Annotated in this window: 31 protein-coding genes and 1 pseudogene; 2 read left to right on the top strand and 30 right to left on the bottom strand. The window is 67.7% G+C overall.

The window, feature by feature from the left end; translation table 11 throughout:
• Positions 1 to 135: 135 nt before the first annotated feature.
• Positions 136 to 639 carry a DUF6716 putative glycosyltransferase gene (locus tag BGO91_RS05460; RefSeq protein ID WP_290471842.1) on the top strand — a complete coding sequence of 168 codons (504 nt, stop codon included), beginning with the start codon at positions 136 to 138 and terminating at the stop codon, positions 637 to 639.
• Here BGO91_RS05460 and truA read toward each other — a convergent pair.
• Positions 576 to 1,442 (bottom strand): tRNA pseudouridine(38-40) synthase TruA, encoded by an 867-nt coding sequence (truA, locus tag BGO91_RS05455; protein ID WP_290471841.1) that lies wholly within the window; start codon positions 1,440 to 1,442, stop codon positions 576 to 578. The two genes, BGO91_RS05460 and truA, sit on opposite strands and share 64 nt — an antisense overlap.
• A 136-nt stretch (positions 1,443 to 1,578) precedes the next feature.
• On the opposite strand from truA, the gene BGO91_RS05450 reads away from it, so the two are divergent.
• On the top strand, positions 1,579 to 3,540 hold the full coding sequence (locus BGO91_RS05450) for an acyltransferase family protein (RefSeq protein ID WP_290471840.1): 1,962 nt from the start codon (positions 1,579 to 1,581) through the stop codon (positions 3,538 to 3,540).
• Here the strand turns inward: BGO91_RS05450 and BGO91_RS05445 are convergent.
• The 29 genes and pseudogenes from BGO91_RS05445 to rplC form a co-directional block, all read right to left on the bottom strand.
• Entirely contained in the window at positions 3,534 to 4,577 is a 1,044-nt protein-coding gene (locus tag BGO91_RS05445) for an N-acetyltransferase (protein WP_290471839.1), read from the bottom strand. The genes BGO91_RS05450 and BGO91_RS05445 overlap by 7 nt on opposite strands.
• 74 nt (positions 4,578 to 4,651) lie before the next feature.
• Positions 4,652 to 5,203 (bottom strand): 50S ribosomal protein L17, encoded by a 552-nt coding sequence (gene rplQ, locus BGO91_RS05440; protein WP_039921398.1) that lies wholly within the window; start codon positions 5,201 to 5,203, stop codon positions 4,652 to 4,654.
• 55 nt (positions 5,204 to 5,258) lie between these two features.
• Positions 5,259 to 6,254, bottom strand: a complete 996-nt coding sequence (locus tag BGO91_RS05435; RefSeq protein WP_021759543.1) for a DNA-directed RNA polymerase subunit alpha — start codon at positions 6,252 to 6,254, stop codon at positions 5,259 to 5,261.
• A gap of 120 nt (positions 6,255 to 6,374) precedes the next feature.
• On the bottom strand, positions 6,375 to 6,773 hold the full coding sequence (gene rpsK / locus BGO91_RS05430) for a 30S ribosomal protein S11 (RefSeq protein WP_018191944.1): 399 nt from the start codon (positions 6,771 to 6,773) through the stop codon (positions 6,375 to 6,377).
• A gap of 38 nt (positions 6,774 to 6,811) precedes the next feature.
• Positions 6,812 to 7,186 (bottom strand): 30S ribosomal protein S13, encoded by a 375-nt coding sequence (gene rpsM / locus BGO91_RS05425; RefSeq protein WP_025156616.1) that lies wholly within the window; start codon positions 7,184 to 7,186, stop codon positions 6,812 to 6,814.
• 138 nt (positions 7,187 to 7,324) lie between these two features.
• Entirely contained in the window at positions 7,325 to 7,438 is a 114-nt protein-coding gene (gene rpmJ / locus BGO91_RS05420; RefSeq protein ID WP_021759549.1) for a 50S ribosomal protein L36, read from the bottom strand.
• Between the two features lie 78 nt (positions 7,439 to 7,516).
• Positions 7,517 to 7,738 (bottom strand): translation initiation factor IF-1, encoded by a 222-nt coding sequence (gene infA / locus BGO91_RS05415; protein ID WP_021759551.1) that lies wholly within the window; start codon positions 7,736 to 7,738, stop codon positions 7,517 to 7,519.
• Between the two features lie 160 nt (positions 7,739 to 7,898).
• Positions 7,899 to 8,729, bottom strand: coding sequence for a type I methionyl aminopeptidase (gene map / locus BGO91_RS05410; RefSeq protein WP_290471838.1), 831 nt, complete (start codon positions 8,727 to 8,729; stop codon positions 7,899 to 7,901).
• An 8-nt stretch (positions 8,730 to 8,737) separates the two neighbouring features.
• Positions 8,738 to 9,349 (bottom strand): adenylate kinase, encoded by a 612-nt coding sequence (locus BGO91_RS05405; RefSeq protein ID WP_290471837.1) that lies wholly within the window; start codon positions 9,347 to 9,349, stop codon positions 8,738 to 8,740.
• The gene (secY, locus tag BGO91_RS05400) at positions 9,346 to 10,668 is read right to left on the bottom strand and encodes a preprotein translocase subunit SecY (RefSeq protein WP_021759557.1); all 1,323 of its coding nucleotides are present in this window, start codon (positions 10,666 to 10,668) and stop codon (positions 9,346 to 9,348) included. The genes BGO91_RS05405 and secY overlap by 4 nt, the downstream gene beginning before the upstream one ends.
• 76 nt (positions 10,669 to 10,744) lie before the next feature.
• Positions 10,745 to 11,428 carry a 50S ribosomal protein L15 gene (gene rplO, locus BGO91_RS05395; protein WP_290471836.1) on the bottom strand — a complete coding sequence of 228 codons (684 nt, stop codon included), beginning with the start codon at positions 11,426 to 11,428 and terminating at the stop codon, positions 10,745 to 10,747.
• On the bottom strand, positions 11,428 to 11,613 hold the full coding sequence (gene rpmD, locus BGO91_RS05390; RefSeq protein WP_021759561.1) for a 50S ribosomal protein L30: 186 nt from the start codon (positions 11,611 to 11,613) through the stop codon (positions 11,428 to 11,430). Before rpmD ends, rplO begins: the two co-directional genes overlap by 1 nt.
• Positions 11,613 to 12,275 carry a 30S ribosomal protein S5 gene (gene rpsE, locus BGO91_RS05385; protein WP_290471957.1) on the bottom strand — a complete coding sequence of 221 codons (663 nt, stop codon included), beginning with the start codon at positions 12,273 to 12,275 and terminating at the stop codon, positions 11,613 to 11,615. Before rpsE ends, rpmD begins: the two co-directional genes overlap by 1 nt.
• 41 nt (positions 12,276 to 12,316) lie before the next feature.
• Positions 12,317 to 12,688, bottom strand: coding sequence for a 50S ribosomal protein L18 (gene rplR, locus BGO91_RS05380; RefSeq protein WP_290471835.1), 372 nt, complete (start codon positions 12,686 to 12,688; stop codon positions 12,317 to 12,319).
• 2 nt (positions 12,689 to 12,690) lie between these two features.
• On the bottom strand, positions 12,691 to 13,227 hold the full coding sequence (gene rplF, locus BGO91_RS05375; RefSeq protein WP_290471834.1) for a 50S ribosomal protein L6: 537 nt from the start codon (positions 13,225 to 13,227) through the stop codon (positions 12,691 to 12,693).
• Between the two features lie 6 nt (positions 13,228 to 13,233).
• A complete protein-coding gene (gene rpsH, locus BGO91_RS05370; RefSeq protein WP_290471833.1) occupies positions 13,234 to 13,632 on the bottom strand; it encodes a 30S ribosomal protein S8 in 399 nt (132 codons plus the stop codon).
• 117 nt (positions 13,633 to 13,749) lie between these two features.
• Positions 13,750 to 14,337 carry a 50S ribosomal protein L5 gene (gene rplE / locus BGO91_RS05365; protein ID WP_290471832.1) on the bottom strand — a complete coding sequence of 196 codons (588 nt, stop codon included), beginning with the start codon at positions 14,335 to 14,337 and terminating at the stop codon, positions 13,750 to 13,752.
• Positions 14,337 to 14,696, bottom strand: coding sequence for a 50S ribosomal protein L24 (gene rplX / locus BGO91_RS05360; protein ID WP_290471831.1), 360 nt, complete (start codon positions 14,694 to 14,696; stop codon positions 14,337 to 14,339). The genes rplE and rplX overlap by 1 nt, the downstream gene beginning before the upstream one ends.
• Positions 14,697 to 14,699: 3 nt before the next feature.
• The gene (rplN, locus tag BGO91_RS05355) at positions 14,700 to 15,068 is read right to left on the bottom strand and encodes a 50S ribosomal protein L14 (RefSeq protein ID WP_021759574.1); all 369 of its coding nucleotides are present in this window, start codon (positions 15,066 to 15,068) and stop codon (positions 14,700 to 14,702) included.
• A complete protein-coding gene (gene rpsQ / locus BGO91_RS05350; RefSeq protein ID WP_021759576.1) occupies positions 15,065 to 15,373 on the bottom strand; it encodes a 30S ribosomal protein S17 in 309 nt (102 codons plus the stop codon). The genes rplN and rpsQ overlap by 4 nt, the downstream gene beginning before the upstream one ends.
• On the bottom strand, positions 15,373 to 15,705 hold the full coding sequence (gene rpmC / locus BGO91_RS05345) for a 50S ribosomal protein L29 (RefSeq protein WP_290471830.1): 333 nt from the start codon (positions 15,703 to 15,705) through the stop codon (positions 15,373 to 15,375). The genes rpsQ and rpmC overlap by 1 nt, the downstream gene beginning before the upstream one ends.
• Positions 15,705 to 16,124: a 50S ribosomal protein L16 gene (rplP, locus tag BGO91_RS05340; protein ID WP_021755781.1), complete on the bottom strand. Its 420-nt coding sequence runs from the start codon at positions 16,122 to 16,124 to the stop codon at positions 15,705 to 15,707. Before rplP ends, rpmC begins: the two co-directional genes overlap by 1 nt.
• A gap of 2 nt (positions 16,125 to 16,126) precedes the next feature.
• Entirely contained in the window at positions 16,127 to 16,894 is a 768-nt protein-coding gene (gene rpsC / locus BGO91_RS05335) for a 30S ribosomal protein S3 (RefSeq protein ID WP_021759580.1), read from the bottom strand.
• On the bottom strand, positions 16,894 to 17,286 hold the full coding sequence (gene rplV / locus BGO91_RS05330) for a 50S ribosomal protein L22 (RefSeq protein ID WP_021759582.1): 393 nt from the start codon (positions 17,284 to 17,286) through the stop codon (positions 16,894 to 16,896). The genes rpsC and rplV overlap by 1 nt, the downstream gene beginning before the upstream one ends.
• 25 nt (positions 17,287 to 17,311) lie before the next feature.
• Positions 17,312 to 17,593 (bottom strand): 30S ribosomal protein S19, encoded by a 282-nt coding sequence (gene rpsS / locus BGO91_RS05325; protein WP_018191964.1) that lies wholly within the window; start codon positions 17,591 to 17,593, stop codon positions 17,312 to 17,314.
• Positions 17,594 to 17,605: 12 nt separating this feature from the next.
• Positions 17,606 to 18,445 carry a 50S ribosomal protein L2 gene (gene rplB / locus BGO91_RS05320; RefSeq protein ID WP_290471829.1) on the bottom strand — a complete coding sequence of 280 codons (840 nt, stop codon included), beginning with the start codon at positions 18,443 to 18,445 and terminating at the stop codon, positions 17,606 to 17,608.
• A gap of 24 nt (positions 18,446 to 18,469) precedes the next feature.
• The gene (rplW, locus tag BGO91_RS05315; protein WP_290471828.1) at positions 18,470 to 18,769 is read right to left on the bottom strand and encodes a 50S ribosomal protein L23; all 300 of its coding nucleotides are present in this window, start codon (positions 18,767 to 18,769) and stop codon (positions 18,470 to 18,472) included.
• Positions 18,769 to 19,425, bottom strand: coding sequence for a 50S ribosomal protein L4 (rplD, locus tag BGO91_RS05310; RefSeq protein WP_021759589.1), 657 nt, complete (start codon positions 19,423 to 19,425; stop codon positions 18,769 to 18,771). Before rplD ends, rplW begins: the two co-directional genes overlap by 1 nt.
• A 4-nt stretch (positions 19,426 to 19,429) precedes the next feature.
• A pseudogene (gene rplC, locus BGO91_RS05305) lies at positions 19,430 to 19,610 on the bottom strand (50S ribosomal protein L3); the annotation flags it as partial.

The following is a 19,610-nucleotide window of genomic DNA, read 5'->3' as shown; positions in this document are numbered from 1 at the left end:
GCCGTAGGTGTTCAGCGTCGACGTCGTCGTGGAGCGCGTCCGCACCGACCCGCCGGACGTCGTCCTGGTCGCGACGCTCGGACCGGTGGCCGAACTCCTCATCGACCAACTCCATCGGCGGTGCACCGACGCCTGGTGATCCTCACCGGTCTGCCCGACATCTCCTCCCCGGCGGAGACGCTCGACACCGGCCCGACGGACGCTCATCTCGACCGCGCGCTGGCGCTCGTCACCGTGAGCTCCACCGCGATGATCGAGGCCGTCGGGCGCGGCGCCGCGCTGACACTCACCGGCCTCGGCGTCTCCCGAGGACTGATCAACGACGTCTTCGTGGGCACCGGCACCCGAGGGGACGGCGGCGGACCTGATCGCCGGACACGTCGGGTCCGGCAGCCGGAGTGGCGCGACGATAACTACTTCCATCCGCCCGCCGCAGTCGTGCCGGAGCGCTCCGGCGAACCAGGGAGCGCAAGGGCGCCCTCGGCCCGCACGACAGAAGCGTTTTCGGCGGGTGGCGCTCGTCATCGGCCCTCCCCGCCGCTCGGGCAAGTGAGCGCTGCGGCGGATGCGGCGCCTCAGAGCGAGCGCAGCGCCCGGGTCTGCTCGGCGCGCAGGGCGAGCTCGGCTGCGGCCGGATAGCCGACCTCCATCAGGGTCAGGCCGCGCGCGGGCATGACCTTGAACGCGTTGGTGCGGCGCTGCTCGTCGCGGAGGCCGATGAGGTCGCCCGGCTCGAGCTTGCCCTCCCCCACCTCCACGCACGCCCCGACGAGCGCCCGGACCATGCTGTGGCAGAAGGCGTCGGCGACGACCTCGCCGGCGAGCACGCCGTCCGCCTCCCGCCGCCAGGAGAACGCCTGGAGGGTGCGGATCGTCGTCGCACCCTCCCGCGCCTTGCAGTAGCTCGCGAAGTCGTGCAGGCCGAGCAGGCCGTGCGCCGCGATGTCCATCCGGGTGACGTCGAGCTCCGACGACACCCAGGCGATGCGGTGGCGCTGCAGCGGATCGCGGAAGGCGTGGCGGTCGGCGACGCGGTACTCGTACCGGCGCCACACGGCCGAGAAGCGCGCGTCGAAGCCGGGGAGGGCCTCGCCCGCCTCCCGCACGATCACATCGGCCACCGGCCCGAGCACGCCGTTGAGGCGGCGAGCCAGTGCTTCGTGCGCCGGGAGCGGGGGCCGCTTGCCGTGCGGGCGGCGCAGTAGCGCGACCTGCGCGGGAGCGAGATCGACGTGGGCGACCTGGCCGAGCGCGTGCACACCGGCATCGGTTCGGCCGGCGACGGTGAGCACAGGAGGCTCGCCGGCCCGGCGGAAGATGGTCGCGAGGGCGTCCTCGAGCACGCCCTGCACCGTGCGGAGCCCGGGCTGCCGCCCCCACCCGTTGAAGTCGGTGCCCTGATAGGCGATGTCGAGCCGGAAGCGCGTCACCAGGTCGGTCATCCCTCGATTCTAGGGAGGGCTCGGACCGCCCGGCGCGCCCGCCGGCCTGAGCCGGATGTCAGCCGCGATTGCTATCGTGGGCGCTTCCGCGGCCCCTGCGGCCCGGCCTGATCCGCACCCGCCTCCGACCGCCTCTGTGACTGAATTGCCTCTCCTCACCGTCCAGCCCGCCGTGACCGTCGATCCGTCGGCCGCCCCCGCCTCCCGGCCCTCCCCGGCCGGGCCGGTGCGGTACGCGGGCCTCGACGGTCTCCGCGCGTTCGCCGTCGCGGTCGTGCTCGTCTACCACCTGTTCCCCGGCGTGCTCCCGGGTGGCTTCATCGGCGTGGACGTCTTCTTCGTGATCAGCGGGTTCCTCATCACCAGCCTCCTCGTGCGGGAGCGGCGCGCGAGCGGCCGGATCGACCTGCGCCGGTTCTGGGTGCGCCGCGCCAGACGGCTCCTGCCGGCCATCGCCGTGCTGGTGGTCGTGTGCTCCACCGTCGCCCTCGCGCTCGGCGGCGACGTGCTGGTGGGCCTCCCCCGCCAGATCCTCGGCGCCTTCACCTTCAGTGCGAACTGGCTCTCGGTCGCCGCCGACACGAGCTACTTCGCGCAGGGCGCACCCGAGCTGTTCCGCAACCTCTGGTCCCTCGCCGTCGAGGAGCAGTTCTACCTCGTCTGGCCCCTGATCCTGCTCGCCCTCGCCCTCCTCCGCCACTGGTGGGCGCGGTTCGCGATCGTGTTGGCGGCCGCCGTGGCCTCGGCGACCTGGATGGCCGTGCTCTATGTCCCCGGCGAGGACCCGACGCGCGTCTACTTCGGCTCGGACACCCACAGCTTCGGGCTCGCGCTCGGGGCGGCGCTGGCTCTCCTGGTGGTGCGGATGCGGCCCCTCGATCTCGACAGCGGCGAGAGCGCGCTGCAGACGTTCGTGCGGCGGTGGCTTCCCCCGTTGGGCGCCGCCTCCGTGCTGGGACTCGTGGTGTGCGCCTACGCGATGGCCGCCGACGCGGCCTTCACCTATCGGGGCGGCCTCGCGCTGGTGAGCCTGCTGACCGCGGTCGCGATCTGGGCGGCGATCGTCCCGCGCTCCTCCCTCGGCCGCACGCTGGATCTGGCCCCGCTGCGCTTCGTCGGAGCGCGATCCTACGGTCTGTACCTCTGGCACTGGCCGGTGTTCGTGCTGGCCTGCGCGTTCGTGCCCGATGAGAACGAGCCCGTCGCGGCGTTGCTCGTGGGCGCCGGATCGCTGGCCGTCACGGGCGCGACGGCGCTGCTGTCGTACCGCTACCTGGAGCAGCCCATCCGGGCGCACGGTCTGCTGGGCGCGCTGCGGCGCGCTCGGGTCCGGATGCGCGCCTCCCGTTCGACGAGGATCGCCGGTATCGCCGGGCTCGCCGTCACCGGGCTCCTCGTCGCCGGCACCGTCACGGCGATGGCGCTGGCCCCGTCGGCCACCGCCGCGCAGCGGATGATCGAGCAGGGCGCCGCATCCCTGCGCGGCACGACGCCCGCCACAGCTGACGGTTCTCCCCCGGCGCTGCCGGGAGCGCCGTCGGATCCGTACTCCCTCGCGAAGGGCCCCGGCATCTCCGCCTTCGGCGACTCCGTGATGCTGGCCTCCGCCCCCGCCCTCCAGGAGACCTATCCCGGCATCTCCGTCGACGCGGTCGTGTCACGGCAGATGAGTAAGGCGCCGGAGGCGATCGCCGGGGCCGCCGCGTCGGGTGGCCTGCGCGGCGTGGTCGTGATCGGCCTCGGCACCAACGGGCCGGTCTCGCCCGCCACCCTCGGATCCGTGCTCGACGCGATCGGTCCGCGCCGTCAGCTGGTGCTGGTGAACGTCCAGGCGCCGCGTCCCTGGACGGACGGCGTGAACGCCACGCTGGACCGATTCGCCGCCGACCACCCCGGACGCGTCGTCGTCGCCGACTGGAAGGGTGCGATCGCGGCGCATCTGGACCTGCTCGCCGACGACCAGATCCACCCCGGCCATCAGGGCGGGTTGATCTACGCGCAGGCGCTCGGCAGGGCGCTCGGGATGCTCGCCGAGCACTCCGACGTGCGCCCCGACCTCCCCTGGTACCAGCTCCCGCCCGGTGCGGCCTCTCAGTAGGCGCGCACCAGCCCCGTCTCCCGTGTCGCGGTCACGAACCCGAGGCGGGTGTAGAGGCCGAGCGCGCCGGTCGGGTTCTCGGCGTCGACGTCCAACGTGACCTTCTCCCAGCCTCGCTCCGCGCACGCCGCGAGAGTGGTCGACAGCAGGGCGGGCGCGATCCGCTGCCCGCGGTGCGCCCGCGTCGTGCCGAGCATCGCCACGTAGGCCCCGGTGAAACCCTGCGCGGTCCAGTCCTCCTCGTTCACCTGGGCCAGCACGCATCCCGCGACGCGCTCCCCCTCCGCTCCCGGTGCGAGGGCCACGAACGACAGATCCGGCCGGAAGGTCCCTCCGATGAACGCCTCCCACTGCTCGTCGCTCATCGGCTGGCTGCCCCAGTGGTCGCCGAACGCCTCGTCACGGGCGCGATGCACGGCCTCCGAGAGCTCGGGCGCATACGGCACGATGCGCACCTCGCCGACCGGCAGGACCTCCGGCACCGGCTCGGCGAGATCGCGCTCGAGGCCGAGGAAGTACCGCACGGGCTCGAGCCCGGCGGCGCGCAGAAGATGCTCCCGGTGCGGCGCGCGCTCGTCCGCGTAGCCGACGAGCCATCCCGGCAACCGCGCGTCCGACGCCGCCAGCTTCTGCTCGCCACGCGCGACCTGCCACTCGAGCAGCTCACGACCGATCCCCCGGCCCGTGAACTCGGGATGCACACCGCCGTTCAGGAACTCGCGCACGAGCGTCTCCTGGCCCGGCGGCTCCACGACGACCCCAGCCGCGACCACGCGGCCGTCCGCGGTCTCGGCGAGCAGCGTGTCCGTCTCCAGCTCCACGAAGCTGTAGCCGAGCTCCTCGGCGACCTCGTCGCGCGTGGTGATGTAGTTCGGGTGGTCCACGGCGTCCATCGCCTTCACGACCTCCCACACCGCATCCACATCGTCCGGTGTCGCTGCACGCCACCGGGTGATCAGCGGATGCCGCGGCGCGGGGGTCGGCGGTGCCGTCACCCGGTCGGACAGCGGTGGCAGGGACTGGTCGTTCTGCTCCATCCCACCACCCTATGCAACGCAGGAGGCCCCGCATCCGAATGGATGCGGGGCCTCCTGAACAGGATGCGAGGGCGTTACGCCTTCTCGGCCTCCGCCTCGGCGGTGGTCTCGTCGGCGCTGACCTCGGCGTCGCCGGTCGACTCCTCGACGACCTCGGCCTCAGCGGCCGTGGTGTCCTCGGTGGTCTCCTCGGCCGGGGTCTCCTCGACCGGAGCAGCCTTGGGGGCGGCGGCCTTCGAGGACTTGGCCGGCTTGGCCTTCGGGGTGACGGGCTCGAGCACGAGCTCGATCTGCGCCATCGGCGCGTTGTCACCCTTGCGGTAGCCGAGCTTCGTGATGCGGGTGTAGCCGCCCTCACGCTCGGCGACCAGCGGCGCGATCTCGGTGAAGAGCTCGTGGACCACGGACTTGTCGCCGATCACGGCGAGCACGCGACGGCGGGCGTGCAGGTCGCCGCGCTTCGCGAACGTGATCAGACGCTCGGCGTAGGGACGCAGACGCTTCGCCTTGGTCTCGGTGGTCTTGATGCTCTTGTGCGTGAACAGCGCGGCAGCCAGGTTGGCGAGCATGAGGCGCTCGTGCGCGGGACCGCCTCCGAGGCGGGGGCCCTTGGTGGGCTTAGGCATGATCGGTTATCTCCAGTTGTGAAACGTCGAAAGGCTTGTCGGGAACGACGAGGCCTCAGATGGTGGTCTCGTCCTCTTCGTACCCGCTGTAGAAGTGGGCACCGTCGAACCCGGGAACCGAGTCCTTCAGCGACAGACCCATCTCCGTCAGCTTGTCCTTGACCTCATCCACCGACTTCTGACCGAAGTTGCGGATGTTCATGAGCTGCGTCTCCGACAGCGAGACGAGCTCGCTCACGGTGTTGATGCCCTCGCGCTTGAGGCAGTTGTACGAACGGACCGACAGGTCGAGGTCCTCGATGGGCATCGAGAGCTCGGAGCTGAGGACCTGGTCGACCGGCGCGGGGCCGATCTCGATGCCCTCGGCGGCGCTGTTGAGCTCGCGCGCCAGACCGAACAGCTCGACGAGCGTGCGGCCGGCCGACGCGATCGCGTCACGAGGGGTGATCGCGGGCTTGCTCTCGACGTCGACCACGAGGCGGTCGAAGTCGGTGCGCTCGCCGGCACGGGTGGCCTCGACGCGGTAGGTGACCTTCAGGACCGGGGAGTAGATCGAGTCGATCGGGATCTGGCCCGCCTCGCTGTACTCGTTGCGGTTCTGCTGGGCCGACACGTAGCCGCGGCCGCGCTCGATGGTGAGCTCGACCTCGAACTTCGCCTTGTCGTTGAGGGTCGCGATGACCAGCTCGGGGTTGTGGATCTCCACACCCGCCGGAGCCGAGATGTCCGCCGCGGTGACCTGGCCGGAGCCGGTCTTGCGCAGGTAGGCGGTGATCGGCTCGTCGTGCTCGCTCGACACCACGAGACCCTTGATGTTCAGGATGATCTCGGTGACGTCTTCCTTCACGCCCGGGACGGTGCTGAACTCGTGCAGCACGCCGTCGATGCGGATGCTGGTGACTGCGGCACCGGGGATGGACGAGAGCAGGGTGCGACGAAGCGAGTTGCCGAGGGTGTATCCGAAGCCGGGCTCCAGGGGCTCGATGACGAACCGCGAGCGGAACTCGGAGATGTTCTCTTCGGTGAGCGTAGGACGCTGTGCAATGAGCACTGTTGATTCCTTTCGGCTAAGTGTCCGCTATATGACACTTGCGTTGAGTGAGGTGGGGTTCGTCACGCCGACAGGCGGCGGCCCGGGTGGACCGCCGCCTGACGGGCGACGTGAAGAGAACTAGACGCGGCGACGCTTGGGCGGGCGGCAACCGTTGTGCGCCTGCGGGGTGACGTCGTTGATCGAGCCCACCTCGAGGCCAGCGGCCTGGAGCGAGCGGATCGCCGTCTCGCGTCCCGAGCCCGGGCCCTTGACGAAGACGTCGACCTTCTTCATCCCGTGCTCCTGCGCCTGGCGGGCGGCCGACTCGGCGGCCAGCTGCGCGGCGAACGGGGTCGACTTGCGCGAGCCCTTGAACCCGACGCCGCCGGACGAGGCCCAGCTGATGACCGCACCGGTGGTGTCGGTGATCGAGACGATCGTGTTGTTGAAGGTGCTCTTGATGTGGGCCTGGCCCACAGCGATGTTCTTCTTTTCCTTTTTGCGCGGCTTGCGAGCGGCCGACTTGGGTGCTGCCATTTTTTCTCCTGAATCCTAAGAGCTTCGGGCCGCGGGCCTTAGCGCGCCTTCTTCTTGCCGGCCACGGTGCGCTTCGGACCCTTGCGGGTACGAGCGTTCGTCTTGGTGCGCTGGCCGCGGACCGGGAGGCCCTTGCGGTGGCGGATACCCTCGTAGCTGCCGATCTCGACCTTGCGGCGGATGTCGGCGGCGACCTCACGGCGGAGGTCACCCTCGACCTTGAAGTTGCCCTCGATGTAGTCGCGGAGTGCGACGAGCTGCTCGTCGGTCAGGTCCTTGACGCGGATGTCGCCCGAGATCTCGGTCTCGGCGAGCGTCTTGAGCGCACGCGTGCGCCCGACGCCGTAGATGTAGGTGAGTGCGACCTCCACGCGCTTCTCGCGCGGGATGTCGACGCCTGCTAGACGTGCCATGTGTTGGCTTCTCCTGTGATGAGTGGAGGTCTGCAGCGATCCCGGTGCCCCGGCCTCCTCCGAGGGTGTCCCCCGCGCCGGCTGGCGGCGCGGGATCTGGGATCGCCTGTATTCGTTATTCGGTTATGAGAGCTGCGATCAGCCCTGGCGCTGCTTGTGGCGCGGGTTCTCGCAGATGACCATGACCCGTCCGTTGCGACGGATGACCTTGCACTTGTCGCAGATCTTCTTGACGGAAGGCTTGACCTTCATGTTTCTTTACCTTTGTTCGCTGTCCTCGTACTCCGCCAGGGGCTACCCGATGGTGGAGCCGTTACTTACAGCAGACCCTTACTTGTAGCGGTAGACGATCCGGCCGCGGGTCAGATCGTAAGGACTCAGCTCCACGATCACGCGGTCCTCGGGGAGGATGCGGATGTAGTGCTGACGCATCTTGCCGGAGATGTGGGCAAGAACCTTGTGGCCGTTGGTCAGCTCGACGCGGAACATCGCGTTGGGCAGCGCTTCGACAACAGATCCTTCGATCTCGATGACACCGTCTTTTTTGGCCATAGCCTCACTGTCGCTAAAAGTAGTGGTTTGCTGGTCGTGCGTTGAATGGAGTCAGGCATGCAAAAAACGTGCCCAAGACACCAAGGATCAATCTTATGGGATGCACCGGCATTTCGCCAACTCTGGGCTATCATCTACGCCCGCTCAGAGCGAACGGGCCTCAGGCGATGGGCGCGGGAGTGATCCCGAACGGCGCGAGACCGGCCGCGCCGCCGTCCGCTGCGGTGAGCACCCAGATGCCGCCCGCGTGCACGGCGACGCTGTGCTCCCAGTGGGCGGCCGCGGTGCCGTCCTCCGTAGCGACGGTCCAGCCGTCGTCCTTCACATACGTCTCCTGGTCGCCCAGCACCACCATCGGCTCGATGGCGACGACGAGTCCCGGCTTGACCTCCGGGCCCTTCGCGCGGACGCGGTAGTTGAAGACCGGCGGGTCCTCGTGCATCCGGCGCCCGATCCCGTGGCCGATGTAGTCGGTGAGGATGCCGTAGTCGCCCTGCGAGACGATGTAGTCCTCGACCGCCTCGCCGACCTCGTTGAGGTGCCGTGCGGTCGCGAGACGGGCGATCCCGTGCCACAGCGACTGCTCGGTCACGTCGGAGAGGGTCTGGCGCTCGGCCACGACCTCCGGCCGCGTCGGGTCCGGGATGACGAACGTCCGGGCCGAGTCGCCGTTCCAGCCGTCGAGGATGGCGCCGCTGTCGATCGACACGATGTCGCCGGGCTGCAGCACGCGCGAGCCGGGGATGCCGTGGACGACCTCGTCGTTGACCGAGGCGCAGATCGTGTGGTGGTAGCCCTGCTCGAGCTTGAAGTTGGGCTTGCCGCCGGCGGCCTCGATGGCCTGCTCGGCGAGGGCGTCCAGTTCCAGCGTGGTGATGCCGGCGGCCATCGCGGCGGCGACGGCGTCCAGAGACGCGGACGTCGCCCGGCCCGGCGCCACCATGAGGCGGAGCTGGGCGGGCGACTTGTAGAGCGACCGCTTGAAGACCATCGGAGCTGCTACGCCACCGACTCGTCGGCCGAGCCGTCGACCGGCTCGATGCCGCGCTCGGCGAGAGCCGCGCGCACGCGCTCGGCCACCTCGTCGATCTCGCCGAGGCCGTCGACCTCGACGAGCAGACCGCGCTTGCTGTACACGTCGACGAGCGGGGAGGTCTCGCGCACGTAGACGTCCTGGCGGTGGCGGATGGCCTCCTCGGAGTCGTCGGCGCGGCCCTGCTCGAGAGCGCGCTTCGTCAGACGCGCGACGATCTCGTCCTGGTCGGCCACAAGCTGGATCACCGCGTCGAGCTTCTGGCCCTGCGCCGCGAGCATCTCGTCCAGGTAGTCGACCTGGGCGAGGGTGCGGGGGTAGCCGTCGAGCAGGAATCCGTTCGCGGCGTCCTCCTCGGACAGGCGGTCGGTGACCAGCTGGTTGGTGAGGCTGTCCGGAACGTAGTCGCCCGCGTCGACGATGGCCTTGACCTGCTTGCCGAGGGGCGTCTCGTTCTTGATGTTGGCCCGGAAGATGTCGCCCGTCGAGATGTCGGGGATCCCGTACACGGAGGTGATGCGGGAGGCCTGAGTGCCCTTGCCCGCTCCGGGAGGTCCGACGATCAGTAGACGGGTCAACGCAGAAGCCCTTCGTAGTGTCGCTGCTGGAGTTGAGAATCGATCTGCTTGACCGTCTCGAGACCGACACCGACGATGATCAGGATGGACGTGCCGCCGAACATGAAGTTCTGACTCGCCCCGATCAACGCGAAGGCCGCGAGCGGTATCAGGGCGATCAGGCCCAGGTAGATCGAACCGGGCAGCGTCACGCGGGTCAGGACGTAGTCGAGGTACTCGGCGGTCGGGCGTCCGGCGCGGATGCCCGGGATGAAGCCGCCGTACTTCTTCATGTTGTCCGCGACCTCCTCCGGGTTGAAGGTGATCGCCACGTAGAAGTACGTGAAGCCCACGATGAGGAGGAAGTACAGGAGCATGTAGAGCGGGTGATCGCCCTTGGTCAGGTAGTTCGTGATCCAGGTCACCCACGGCGCCGGGGCCTTGCCGGCCGCGGGCTGGTTGAACTGCGCGATCAGCGCAGGCAGGTACAACAGCGACGACGCGAAGATGACGGGCACGACGCCGGCCATGTTCACCTTGATCGGGATGTACGTGTTGTTGCCGCCGTACGTCCGCCTGCCGACCATGCGCTTGGCGTACTGGACGGGGATGCGGCGCTGCGACTGCTCGACGAACACGACGGCCGCCACGATGAGCAGTCCGATCGCGATCACGACGATGAGGATCTCGACGCCCTGCGCCTGGGCGATGGCCCAGAGCGAGTTCGGGAACTGCGCGGCGATCGAGGTGAAGATCAGGAGCGACATGCCGTTGCCGATGCCGCGCTCGGTGACGAGCTCACCCATCCACATGATGAGGCCGGTGCCGGCGGTCATGGTGATGACCATGAGCATGATCGCGTACCAGGAGTCGTCCGTGATGAGCTGCGTGCACTGCGAGACCGAGGTCGTACCGAACAGTGCGCCGGAGCGGGCGACGGTGATGAGGGTCGTCGACTGGAGGACGCCCAGCGCGATGGTGAGGTAGCGCGTGTACTGCGTCAGCTTGGCCTGACCGGCCTGACCCTCCTTGTAGAGGGTCTCGAAGCGCGGGATGACCACGCGCAGGAGCTGCACGATGATCGACGCGGTGATGTACGGCATGATGCCGAGCGCGAAGACCGAGAGTTGGAGCAGGGCACCGCCCGAGAACAGGTTCACCAGGGAGTAGAGGCCCGAGGTGTCCTGGTTCGCGTTCAGGCAGGTCTGCACGTTGCCGAAGTCGACGAACGGCGCGGGGATGAACGACCCCAGCCGGAACAGGGCGATGATGCCCAAAGTGAAAGCGATCTTCCGGCGGAGGTCCGGGGTGCGGAAGATCCGCGCGACGGCGCTAAACAAAGTGCGTCCTGCTTCCTGTAAGAGTCAGTCGGGTGGCCGGTCCCCCGGCCACCCGACTGCGCTGCTTTACGGGTGGTTACTTGATGGATCCACCAGCGGCGACGATCTTCTGCTCAGCAGAGCCGGAGACCTTGTCGACCGCAACGTTCAGCTTAACCGCAATGTCCCCGTTACCGAGAACCTTGACCTTCTCGTTCTTGCGAACGGCACCCTTGGCGACCAGGTCGGCGACGGTGACGTCACCGCCCGAGGGGTACAGCTCGGCGAGCTTCTCCAGGTTCACGACCTGGTACTCGACCCGGAACGGGTTCTTGAACCCGCGCAGCTTCGGCGTCCGCATGTGGAACGGAAGCTGGCCACCCTGGAAGCCGGGGCGGACCGAGTAGCGGGCCTTCGTACCCTTGGTACCGCGACCGGCCGTCTTACCCTTGGAACCCTCACCGCGTCCGACGCGGGTCTTGTCCTTTTTGGAACCGGCGGCCGGACGGAGGTGGTGCACCTTCAGGACCTGCTCGCGGGGAGCCGCGACGTCCTTCTTGGGCGCAGCCTTCTTCGCGGCGGGCTTGGCGGCGACGGTGTCGTCGCCCTTGGCGGCAGCAGCCTTGTCGGCAGCGGCCTTCGCCGGAGCCTTCTTCGCGGTGCTGGCCTTCTTCTCGGCGGCCGGCTTGTCGGCGGCAGCCTTGGTGGTCGCCGCCTTGGTGGCGGGCTTCTTGGCGGCCGGCTTCTCGGCAGCCTCAGTGTTCGGCTTGTCGTCAGCCATTAGTCAATCTCCTCGACCTTCACCAGGTGAGCGACGGTGTTGACGTACCCGCGGTTCTGCGGGGTGTCCTCGCGGACGACGACGTCACCGATGCGCTTGAGTCCCAGACTGCGCAACGTGTCGCGCTGGTACTGCTTTTCGCTCACTTTCGACTTGATCTGCGTGATCTTCAGACGCGCAGCCATCAGGCACCTGCCTTCGCGGTAGCGGCGGCCTCAGCCGCACGGGCCTCGATCTGCAGCAGCTTCTCGGGCGCGACACGGTCGTAGTCCAGACCACGACGGGCGGCCACCGCACGCGGCTCTTCGAGCTGCTTGAGGGCTGCCACGGTCGCGTGGACGATGTTGATCGTGTTCGACGAGCCGAGCGACTTGCTGAGAACGTCGTGGATGCCGGCGCACTCGAGAACGGCGCGCACCGGGCCACCGGCGATAACACCGGTACCGGCGGCGGCCGGACGGAGGAGGACCACACCGGCGGCGGCCTCACCCTGCACCGGGTGCGGGATGGTGCTGCCGACGCGCGGGACGCGGAAGAAGTTCTTCTTCGCCTCCTCGACACCCTTCGAGATCGCGAGCGGCACCTCACGGGCCTTGCCGTAGCCGACGCCCACGAGACCGTTGCCGTCGCCGACGACGACGAGAGCGGTGAAGCTGAAGCGACGACCACCCTTGACGACCTTCGACACACGGTTGATGGTCACGACGCGCTCGAGGAACTGGCTCTTGTCGGCGTCACGGCTACCGCGGTCGCGGTTCGGGTTGCGCTCCCGGCCACCCCGACGAGGCTCACGCTCGTTCGAGTTCTTGGTCGAGGCTGCGGTCTCGACCGGCTGCGCGGTCTCCACGGCCTGCTCTGCCACGGTCTGCTCCTTGTTGTTTTCGTCGCTCACAGGTTCAATCCACCCTCTCGAGCTCCCTCGGCGACAGCAGCGACGCGACCCGCGTACTTGCTGCCACCACGGTCGAACACGACGGCGTCGACGCCGGCGCTCTTCGCGCGCTCGGCGACGAGCTCACCGACCTTGCGGGCCTTGGCGGTCTTGTCGCCGTCGAAGCCGCGCAGGTCCTGCTCCATGGTCGACGCGGACGCGAGGGTGTGACCCTGCGCGTCGTCGACGATCTGGACGAAGACGTGGCGAGCGGAACGCGTCACGACCAGGCGCGGACGAGCCGCGGTGCCCTCGATCTTCTTGCGAAGGCGGGTGTGACGGCGGTCGCGAGCGGCCGCCTTGCTCTTTCCTCTGGTACCCAGAGCCATGATTACTTACCAGCCTTTCCGGCCTTGCGACGCACGACCTCGCCGGCGTAGCGCACACCCTTGCCCTTATAGGGCTCGGGCTTGCGGATCTTGCGGATGTTGGCGGCGACCTCACCGACGGCCTGCTTGTCGATGCCGGTGACCGTCAGCTTGTTGTTGCCCTCGACCGTGAACGTGATGCCGGCCGGCGGCTCGACCGTCACCGGGTGCGAGAAGCCGAGTGCGAACTCGACGGCCGCACCCTTCTGCGCGACGCGGTAACCGGTTCCGACGATCTCGAGGCCCTTGGAGTAGCCCTCGGTGACGCCGACGATGTTGTTGCTGATCAGGGTGCGGGTCAGGCCGTGGAGCGAACGCGAAGCGCGCTCGTCGTCCGGACGGGTGACCAGGACCTGGCCCTCCTCGAGCTTGACCTCGATGGGGGTGGCGACGGTGAGGCTGAGCTCGCCCTTCGGTCCCTTGACGGTGACGGCCTGGCCGTCGATCTTCACATCAACGCCCGCGGGGACGTCGATGGGCAGTCTTCCAATACGCGACATGGCGGGTTACCACACGTAGGCGAGGACTTCCCCACCCACGCCCTTCTTCTCAGCCTCACGGTCGGTCAGAAGACCGGAGGAGGTGGACAGGATGGCGACGCCGAGCCCGCCGAGCACCTTGGGGAGCTCCGTGGACTTCGCGTAGACGCGGAGGCCGGGCTTCGAGACGCGCTTGATACCGGCGATGGAGCGCTCACGGTTCGGACCGAACTTGAGCTGCAGGGTCAGGGTCTTGCCGACGCGGGCGTCAGCGACGTCCCAGCCGGAGATGTAGCCCTCGCTGGTGAGGATCTCGGCGATGTGGGACTTGAGCTTGGAGTGCGGCATCGACACGGTGTCGTGGTGCGCCGAGTTCGCGTTGCGCAGTCTGGTCAGCATGTCTGCGACCGGATCTGTCATTGTCATTGCGGTTTTCCTTCGTACACCAGGTTTCGTTCAGCCGTTACACGACTGACGACCTGTGGTGGAAGTGGGCCGGCCGGGTCGGCCGGCCCACAAAGAGACAAGGCTACTAGGTTTTCGCTAGTTCGCCGTCTCGGCCGAACGGAAGGGGAAGCCGAGCTGCTTCAGAAGCGCGCGACCCTCCTCGTCGTTCTTGGCGGTGGTCACGACCGTGATGTCCATACCGCGGACGCGGTCGATCCGGTCCTGGTTGATCTCGTGGAACATCGACTGCTCCGTGAGACCGAACGTGTAGTTGCCGTTGCCGTCGAACTGCTTGTCCGAGAGACCGCGGAAGTCGCGGATACGGGGCAGAGCGAGCGAGAGCAGGCGGTCGAGGAACTCCCACATGCGGTCGCCGCGCAACGTGACGTGCGCGCCGATCGGCTGACCCTCGCGCAGCTTGAACTGCGCGATGGACTTGCGGGCCTTGGTGACCTGAGGCTTCTGGCCGGTGATGAGGGTGAGGTCTGCGACCGCACCATCGATGACCTTGCCGTCACGAGCCGCCTCGCCGACACCCATGTTGACGACGATCTTCACCAGACCGGGCACCTGGTGCACGTTGGTGAAACCGAAGTCGCCCTGGAGCTGCTGGGAGATCTCGTTCTTGTACTTCTGCTTCAGGCGCGGCTGGATTTTGCCAGCAGCGGTTGCAGTGTCCGTCATTACAGGTCCTTACCAGACTTCTTGGCGTAACGAACGCGGACCGTCTTGGTGACGCCGTCCTTCGTAACGGTCTCGGTGCGGAAGCCGACGCGGGTCGGCTTCTTGGTCTCGGGGTCGACCAGGGCCACGTTCGAGACGTGGATCGAGGCCTCGTGGGTCTCGATGCCGCCGGTCTTCGTGCCACGCTGCGTCTGGCCGACGCGCACGTGCTTGGTGACGAAGTTGACGCCCTCGACGATCACGCGGTTCTTCTCGACCAGGACCTCGATGACACGACCCTGCTTGCCGCGGTCGCCACCGCGGGCCTGGGTACGGCCCGTGATGACCTCGACGAGGTCGCCCTTCTTGATGTTCGCCATGGCTTACAGCACCTCCGGAGCGAGCGAGATGATCTTCATGAACTTCTTGTCGCGGAGCTCGCGACCGACCGGTCCGAAGATGCGGGTTCCACGGGGGTCGCCGTCGTTCTTCAGAATGACGGCGGCGTTCTCGTCGAACTTGATGTAGGAGCCGTCCGGGCGGCGGGTGTTCTTCCGCACGCGGACGACGACCGCCTTGACGACGTCGCCCTTCTTGACGTTGCCGCCGGGGATCGCGTCCTTGACCGTGGCGACGATGACGTCACCCAGGCCGGCGTAGCGACGGCTCGAACCGCCGAGAACACGGATGGTGAGGAGCTCCTTGGCACCCGTGTTGTCGGCGACCTTGAGTCGGGATTCCTGCTGAATCACTTGGCCTTCTCCAGAATCTCAACCAGGCGCCACCGCTTGCTGGCGCTCAGGGGGCGGGTCTCGTTGATGAGAACCAGGTCGCCGATGCCGGCGGAGTTGTTCTCGTCGTGCGCCTTCACCTTGGAGGTGCGGCGGAGGACCTTGCCGTACAGGGGGTGCTTCACGCGGTCCTCGACCTCGACGACGATGGTCTTGTCCATCTTGTCGCTGGTCACGTAACCACGGCGGGCCTTGCGGTACCCGCGGACGAGGGCCTCGTCGGCCGCCGTCTCCTCGGCCTTGGCGGCCTTGGTGGACTCAGCCATTACTTGGCCTCCTCAGTCTCGTTCTCGGCGACCTCGGCGACCGCGGGGGCCTCCTTCTTCGCCTTCGTCTTCTTGGCGGCCTTCGCGTCAGCGACCTCGGCCGGAGCCGGGGTGGCGCGGATGCCGAGCTCGCGCTCGCGGATGACCGTGTAGATGCGAGCGATGTCGCGCTTCACGGCACGCAGGCGGCCGTGGCTCTCGAGCTGGCCGGTGGCCGACTGGAAGCGCAGGTTGAACAGCTCTTCCTTGGCCTTCTTCAGCTCGTCGACCAGACGCTCGTCTTCGAAAGTGTCGAGCTCGCTCGAGGCGAGCTCCTTGGAACCGATCGCCATTACGCGTCGCCCTCCTCGCGCTTGATGATGCGTGCCTTGAGGGGCAGCTTGTGAATTGCACGGGTCATCGCCTCACGGGCGAGGTCCTCGGAGACACCCGAGACCTCGAAGAGGACGCGACCCGGCTTGACGTTGGCGACCCACCACTCGGGCGAACCCTTACCGGAACCCATTCGGGTCTCGGCCGGCTTCTTGGTGAGCGGACGGTCGGGGTAGATGTTGATCCACACCTTGCCGCCACGCTTGATGTGACGCGTCATGGCGATACGAGCGGACTCGATCTGACGGTTGGTCACATAAGCGGGGGTCAGGGCCTGGATGCCGAACTCGCCGAACGACACCTTCGTGCCACCGGTCGCCTGGCCGCTACGGCCGGGGTGGTGCTGCTTGCGGTGCTTGACTCTACGTGGGATCAACATGGTTATGCCTCAACTCCTGCTGCGGCCGGCGCGGTCTCCGCGGCAGGGGCGTTGCCCCGGCCACCGCGACGCGGACGGTCGTTGCGCTCGCGCGACGGCTTGGCGTTCGCCTGCTCGCGAGCGAGTTCCTTGTTCGTGATGTCGCCCTTGTAGATCCACACCTTGACACCGATGCGACCGAAGGTGGTCTTGGCCTCGTAGAAGCCGTAGTCGATGTTGGCGCGGAGCGTGTGGAGCGGCACACGACCTTCGCGGTAGAACTCCGAGCGGCTCATCTCGGCGCCGCCGAGACGGCCGGACACCTGGATGCGGACACCCTTGGCGCCGGCGCGCTGTGCGCCCTGCAGGCCCTTGCGCATCGCGCGGCGGAACGCCACACGTGCGGCGAGCTGCTCGGCGATGCCCTGGGCGACGAGCTGAGCGTCGGCCTCGGGGTTCTTGACCTCGAGGATGTTCAGCTGGATCTGCTTGCCCGAGAGCTTCTCGAGGTCGGCGCGGATGCGCTCGGCCTCGGCGCCACGGCGACCGATCACGATGCCCGGACGGGCGGTGTGGATGTCGACGCGGACGCGGTCGCGGGTGCGCTCGATCTCGATGCGGGACACGCCCGCGCGGTCCAGCGACGTCTTGAGCAGCGTGCGGATCTTGACGTCCTCAGCGAGGTAGTCGCTGTAACGCTGACCCTTCTTCGTGCTGTCGGAGAACCAGCGCGACACGTGGTCGGTCGTGATTCCCAGACGGAAGCCGTACGGGTTGACTTTCTGACCCATTAGTTGCTCGCCTTCTTCGTAGCCTTGGCGTCCTCGACCTCATCCGGCGTCGCGAGGACGATCGTGATGTGGCTGGTGCGCTTGTTGATGCGGAAGGCCCGACCCTGTGCTCGCGGCTGGAACCGCTTGAGGGTGGTGCCCTCGTCGACGAAGGCGCGGCTCACGTAGAGGTCCTGCTCGTCCAGGTAGGTGTTCGACTGGTCGGCCTTGACCCGCGCGTTGGCGATCGCCGAGGCGACCAGCTTGTACACGGGCTCGCTCGCGCTCTGCGGCGCGAACTTCAGGATGGCCAGGGCCTCCTGGGCCTGCTTGCCGCGGATCAGGTTGACGACGCGGCGGGCCTTCATGGGGGTGACGCGGATGTGTCGCACGCGTGCGATCGACTCCACCATTTCTCTCCTCCTTTTCGCCTCCGCGTTAGCGGCGGCGACCCTTCTTGTCGTCCTTCACGTGGCCGCGGAAGGTACGGGTCGGCGCGAACTCGCCGAGCTTGTGACCGACCATGGTCTCGGTGACGAACACCGGGATGTGCTTGCGACCGTCGTGCACCGCGATGGTGTGACCCAGCATGGCCGGGACGATCATCGAGCGGCGCGACCAGGTCTTGATCACGTTCTTGCTGTTGGCCTCGTTCGCGGCGACCACCTTGCGAAACAGGTGCTCGTCGACGAAGGGGCCCTTCTTGAGACTGCGTGGCATCTTCTCGAACTCCTACTTGCGCTTCTTGCCGGCGTTGCGGCGGCGAACGATGAGCTTGTCGCTCTCCTTGTTGGGGTGACGCGTGCGGCCTTCCTTCTGGCCCCACGGGCTGACCGGGTGGCGACCACCGGAGGTCTTGCCCTCACCACCACCGTGCGGGTGGTCGATCGGGTTCATCGCGACACCACGCACGGTCGGGCGCACGCCCTTCCAGCGCATGCGGCCGGCCTTGCCCCAGTTGATGTTCGACTGCTCGGCGTTGCCGACCTCGCCGATGGTTGCGCGGCAGCGCGCATCGACGTTGCGGACCTCGCCGGAGGGGAGGCGCAGCTGGGCGTAGGGGCCGTCCTTCGCGACGAGACGCACCGAGGCGCCCGCCGAACGAGCCATCTTCGCGCCGCCGCCCGGCTTCAGCTCGATCGCGTGGATGACCGTACCGGTGGGGATGTTGCGAAGGGGCATGTTGTTGCCCGGCTTGATGTCCGAGCCGGCGCCCGACTCGACGATGTCGCCCTGCTTCAGGCCCTGCGGCGCCAGGATGTAGCGCTTGGTGCCGTCGAAGAAGTGCAGCAGCGCGATGCGCGCGGTGCGGTTGGGGTCGTACTCGATGTGAGCGACCTTGGCGTTCACGCCGTCCTTGTCATTGCGACGGAAGTCGATGACGCGGTACTGGCGCTTGTGGCCACCACCGATGTGACGGGTCGTGATGCGGCCCTGGTTGTTACGGCCACCGGTCTTCGACAGCGGACGGAGAAGGGACTTCTCCGGCGTCGAGCGGGTGATCTCGGCGAAGTCGGCGACCGAGGAGCCGCGACGACCCGGGGTCGTGGGCTTGTAATTGCGAATAGCCATGTCTGTTTTCCTCTAGTCCTTCGCTCAGCCGACGGCCGTGAAGATGTCGATGGAACCGGACTTCAGCGTGACGATGGCACGCTTCGTGTCCTTGCGCTTGCCGAGGCCGAACTTGGTGCGGCGGGTCTTGCCCTGACGGTTCAGGGTGTTGATCGACGCGACCTCGACCTTGAAGATCGACTCGATGGCGAGCTTGATCTCGGTCTTGTTCGAACGCGGGTCGACGAGGAAGGTGTACTTGCCCTCGTCGATCAGGCCGTAGCTCTTCTCAGAGACGACCGGGGCGATGATGACGTCGCGCGGGTCCTTGTTCAGGGAGGCCATTACGCGTCCACCTCTTCCTTCTTCGGCGCCGTCTTCGCGGCGATGAAGCCCTCGAGCGCGGCCTGGGTGAAGACGATGTCATCGCTCACCAGCACGTCGTAGGCGTTCAGCTGGTCGTAGGTCAGCACGTGCACGTTCGGCACGTTGCGGACGCTCTTGAAGCCGTTCAGGTCGTCGCGCTCGAGCACGATGAGGACGTGCTTCGAGGTGGCGACGCCGTTCAGCAGCTCGACGACGGCCTTGGTCGAGGGGACCTCGCCGACGGTGAGCGCCTGGAGGGCGTGGATGCGGCTGCCGCGGGCGCGGTCCGAGAGAGCGCCGAGCAGAGCGGCGGCGATCATCTTCTTCGGGGTGCGCTGCGAGTAGTCGCGGGGGTTCGGTCCGTGGACGATGCCACCGCCGGTCATCTGAGGGGCGCGGATCGAGCCCTGACGAGCGCGACCGGTTCCCTTCTGCTTGAACGGCTTGCGGCCGGCGCCGGAGACCTCGCCGCGGCTCTTCACCTTGTGGGTGCCCTGACGCGCTGCGGCGAGCTGGGCGGTGACCACCTGGTGGATCAGCGGGATGTTGGTCTGGACGTCGAACAGGGCCTCGGGGAGCTCGATGGAGCCGGCCTTCTTGCCCTGGAGGTCGAGGACGTCAATCGAGGTAGCCATTTACCTAGGCCCCCTTCACTGCGTTGCGGACGAAAACGATGCGGCCACGAGCGCCGGGAACGGCGCCCTTGACCAGCAGCAGGCCCTTCTCGGCGTCGACGGCCTGCACCTTGAGGTTCAGGACGGTGACGCGCTCGCCACCCATGCGACCGGCCATGCGCATGCCCTTGAAGACACGGCTCGGG

This window comes from Leifsonia sp. 71-9, from assembly GCF_001898805.1.
GTDB lineage: Bacteria > Actinomycetota > Actinomycetes > Actinomycetales > Microbacteriaceae > Leifsonia.
The sequence above is the reverse complement of the archived record's forward strand: the minus strand, read 5'-3'. Positions and strand labels throughout refer to the sequence as shown.

Bases quoted from the DNA above. Each gene is read 5' to 3' on its own strand.
- truA (WP_290471841.1), bottom strand. From the start codon at position 1,442: ATGACCGACCTGGTGACGCGCTTCCGGCTCGACATCGCCTATCAGGGC.
- BGO91_RS05445 (WP_290471839.1), bottom strand. From the start codon at position 4,577: ATGGAGCAGAACGACCAGTCCCTGCCACCGCTGTCCGACCGGGTGACG.
- rplQ (WP_039921398.1), bottom strand. From the start codon at position 5,203: ATGCCTAAGCCCACCAAGGGCCCCCGCCTCGGAGGCGGTCCCGCGCAC.
- rpsK (WP_018191944.1), bottom strand. From the start codon at position 6,773: ATGGCAGCACCCAAGTCGGCCGCTCGCAAGCCGCGCAAAAAGGAAAAG.
- rpsM (WP_025156616.1), bottom strand. From the start codon at position 7,186: ATGGCACGTCTAGCAGGCGTCGACATCCCGCGCGAGAAGCGCGTGGAG.
- rpmJ (WP_021759549.1), bottom strand. From the start codon at position 7,438: ATGAAGGTCAAGCCTTCCGTCAAGAAGATCTGCGACAAGTGCAAGGTC.
- infA (WP_021759551.1), bottom strand. From the start codon at position 7,738: ATGGCCAAAAAAGACGGTGTCATCGAGATCGAAGGATCTGTTGTCGAA.
- map (WP_290471838.1), bottom strand. From the start codon at position 8,729: ATGGTCTTCAAGCGGTCGCTCTACAAGTCGCCCGCCCAGCTCCGCCTC.
- rplO (WP_290471836.1), bottom strand. From the start codon at position 11,428: ATGGCTGACGACAAGCCGAACACTGAGGCTGCCGAGAAGCCGGCCGCC.
- rpmD (WP_021759561.1), bottom strand. From the start codon at position 11,613: ATGGCTGCGCGTCTGAAGATCACGCAGATCAAGTCGAAAGTGAGCGAA.
- rplR (WP_290471835.1), bottom strand. From the start codon at position 12,688: ATGGCTCTGGGTACCAGAGGAAAGAGCAAGGCGGCCGCTCGCGACCGC.
- rplF (WP_290471834.1), bottom strand. From the start codon at position 13,227: ATGTCGCGTATTGGAAGACTGCCCATCGACGTCCCCGCGGGCGTTGAT.
- rpsH (WP_290471833.1), bottom strand. From the start codon at position 13,632: ATGACAATGACAGATCCGGTCGCAGACATGCTGACCAGACTGCGCAAC.
- rplE (WP_290471832.1), bottom strand. From the start codon at position 14,337: ATGACGGACACTGCAACCGCTGCTGGCAAAATCCAGCCGCGCCTGAAG.
- rplX (WP_290471831.1), bottom strand. From the start codon at position 14,696: ATGGCGAACATCAAGAAGGGCGACCTCGTCGAGGTCATCACGGGCCGT.
- rpsQ (WP_021759576.1), bottom strand. From the start codon at position 15,373: ATGGCTGAGTCCACCAAGGCCGCCAAGGCCGAGGAGACGGCGGCCGAC.
- rpmC (WP_290471830.1), bottom strand. From the start codon at position 15,705: ATGGCGATCGGTTCCAAGGAGCTCGCCTCGAGCGAGCTCGACACTTTC.
- rplP (WP_021755781.1), bottom strand. From the start codon at position 16,124: ATGTTGATCCCACGTAGAGTCAAGCACCGCAAGCAGCACCACCCCGGC.
- rpsC (WP_021759580.1), bottom strand. From the start codon at position 16,894: ATGGGTCAGAAAGTCAACCCGTACGGCTTCCGTCTGGGAATCACGACC.
- rplV (WP_021759582.1), bottom strand. From the start codon at position 17,286: ATGGTGGAGTCGATCGCACGCGTGCGACACATCCGCGTCACCCCCATG.
- rpsS (WP_018191964.1), bottom strand. From the start codon at position 17,593: ATGCCACGCAGTCTCAAGAAGGGCCCCTTCGTCGACGAGCACCTGTTT.
- rplB (WP_290471829.1), bottom strand. From the start codon at position 18,445: ATGGCTATTCGCAATTACAAGCCCACGACCCCGGGTCGTCGCGGCTCC.
- rplW (WP_290471828.1), bottom strand. From the start codon at position 18,769: ATGGCCTCCCTGAACAAGGACCCGCGCGACGTCATCATCGCCCCGGTC.
- rplD (WP_021759589.1), bottom strand. From the start codon at position 19,425: ATGGCTACCTCGATTGACGTCCTCGACCTCCAGGGCAAGAAGGCCGGC.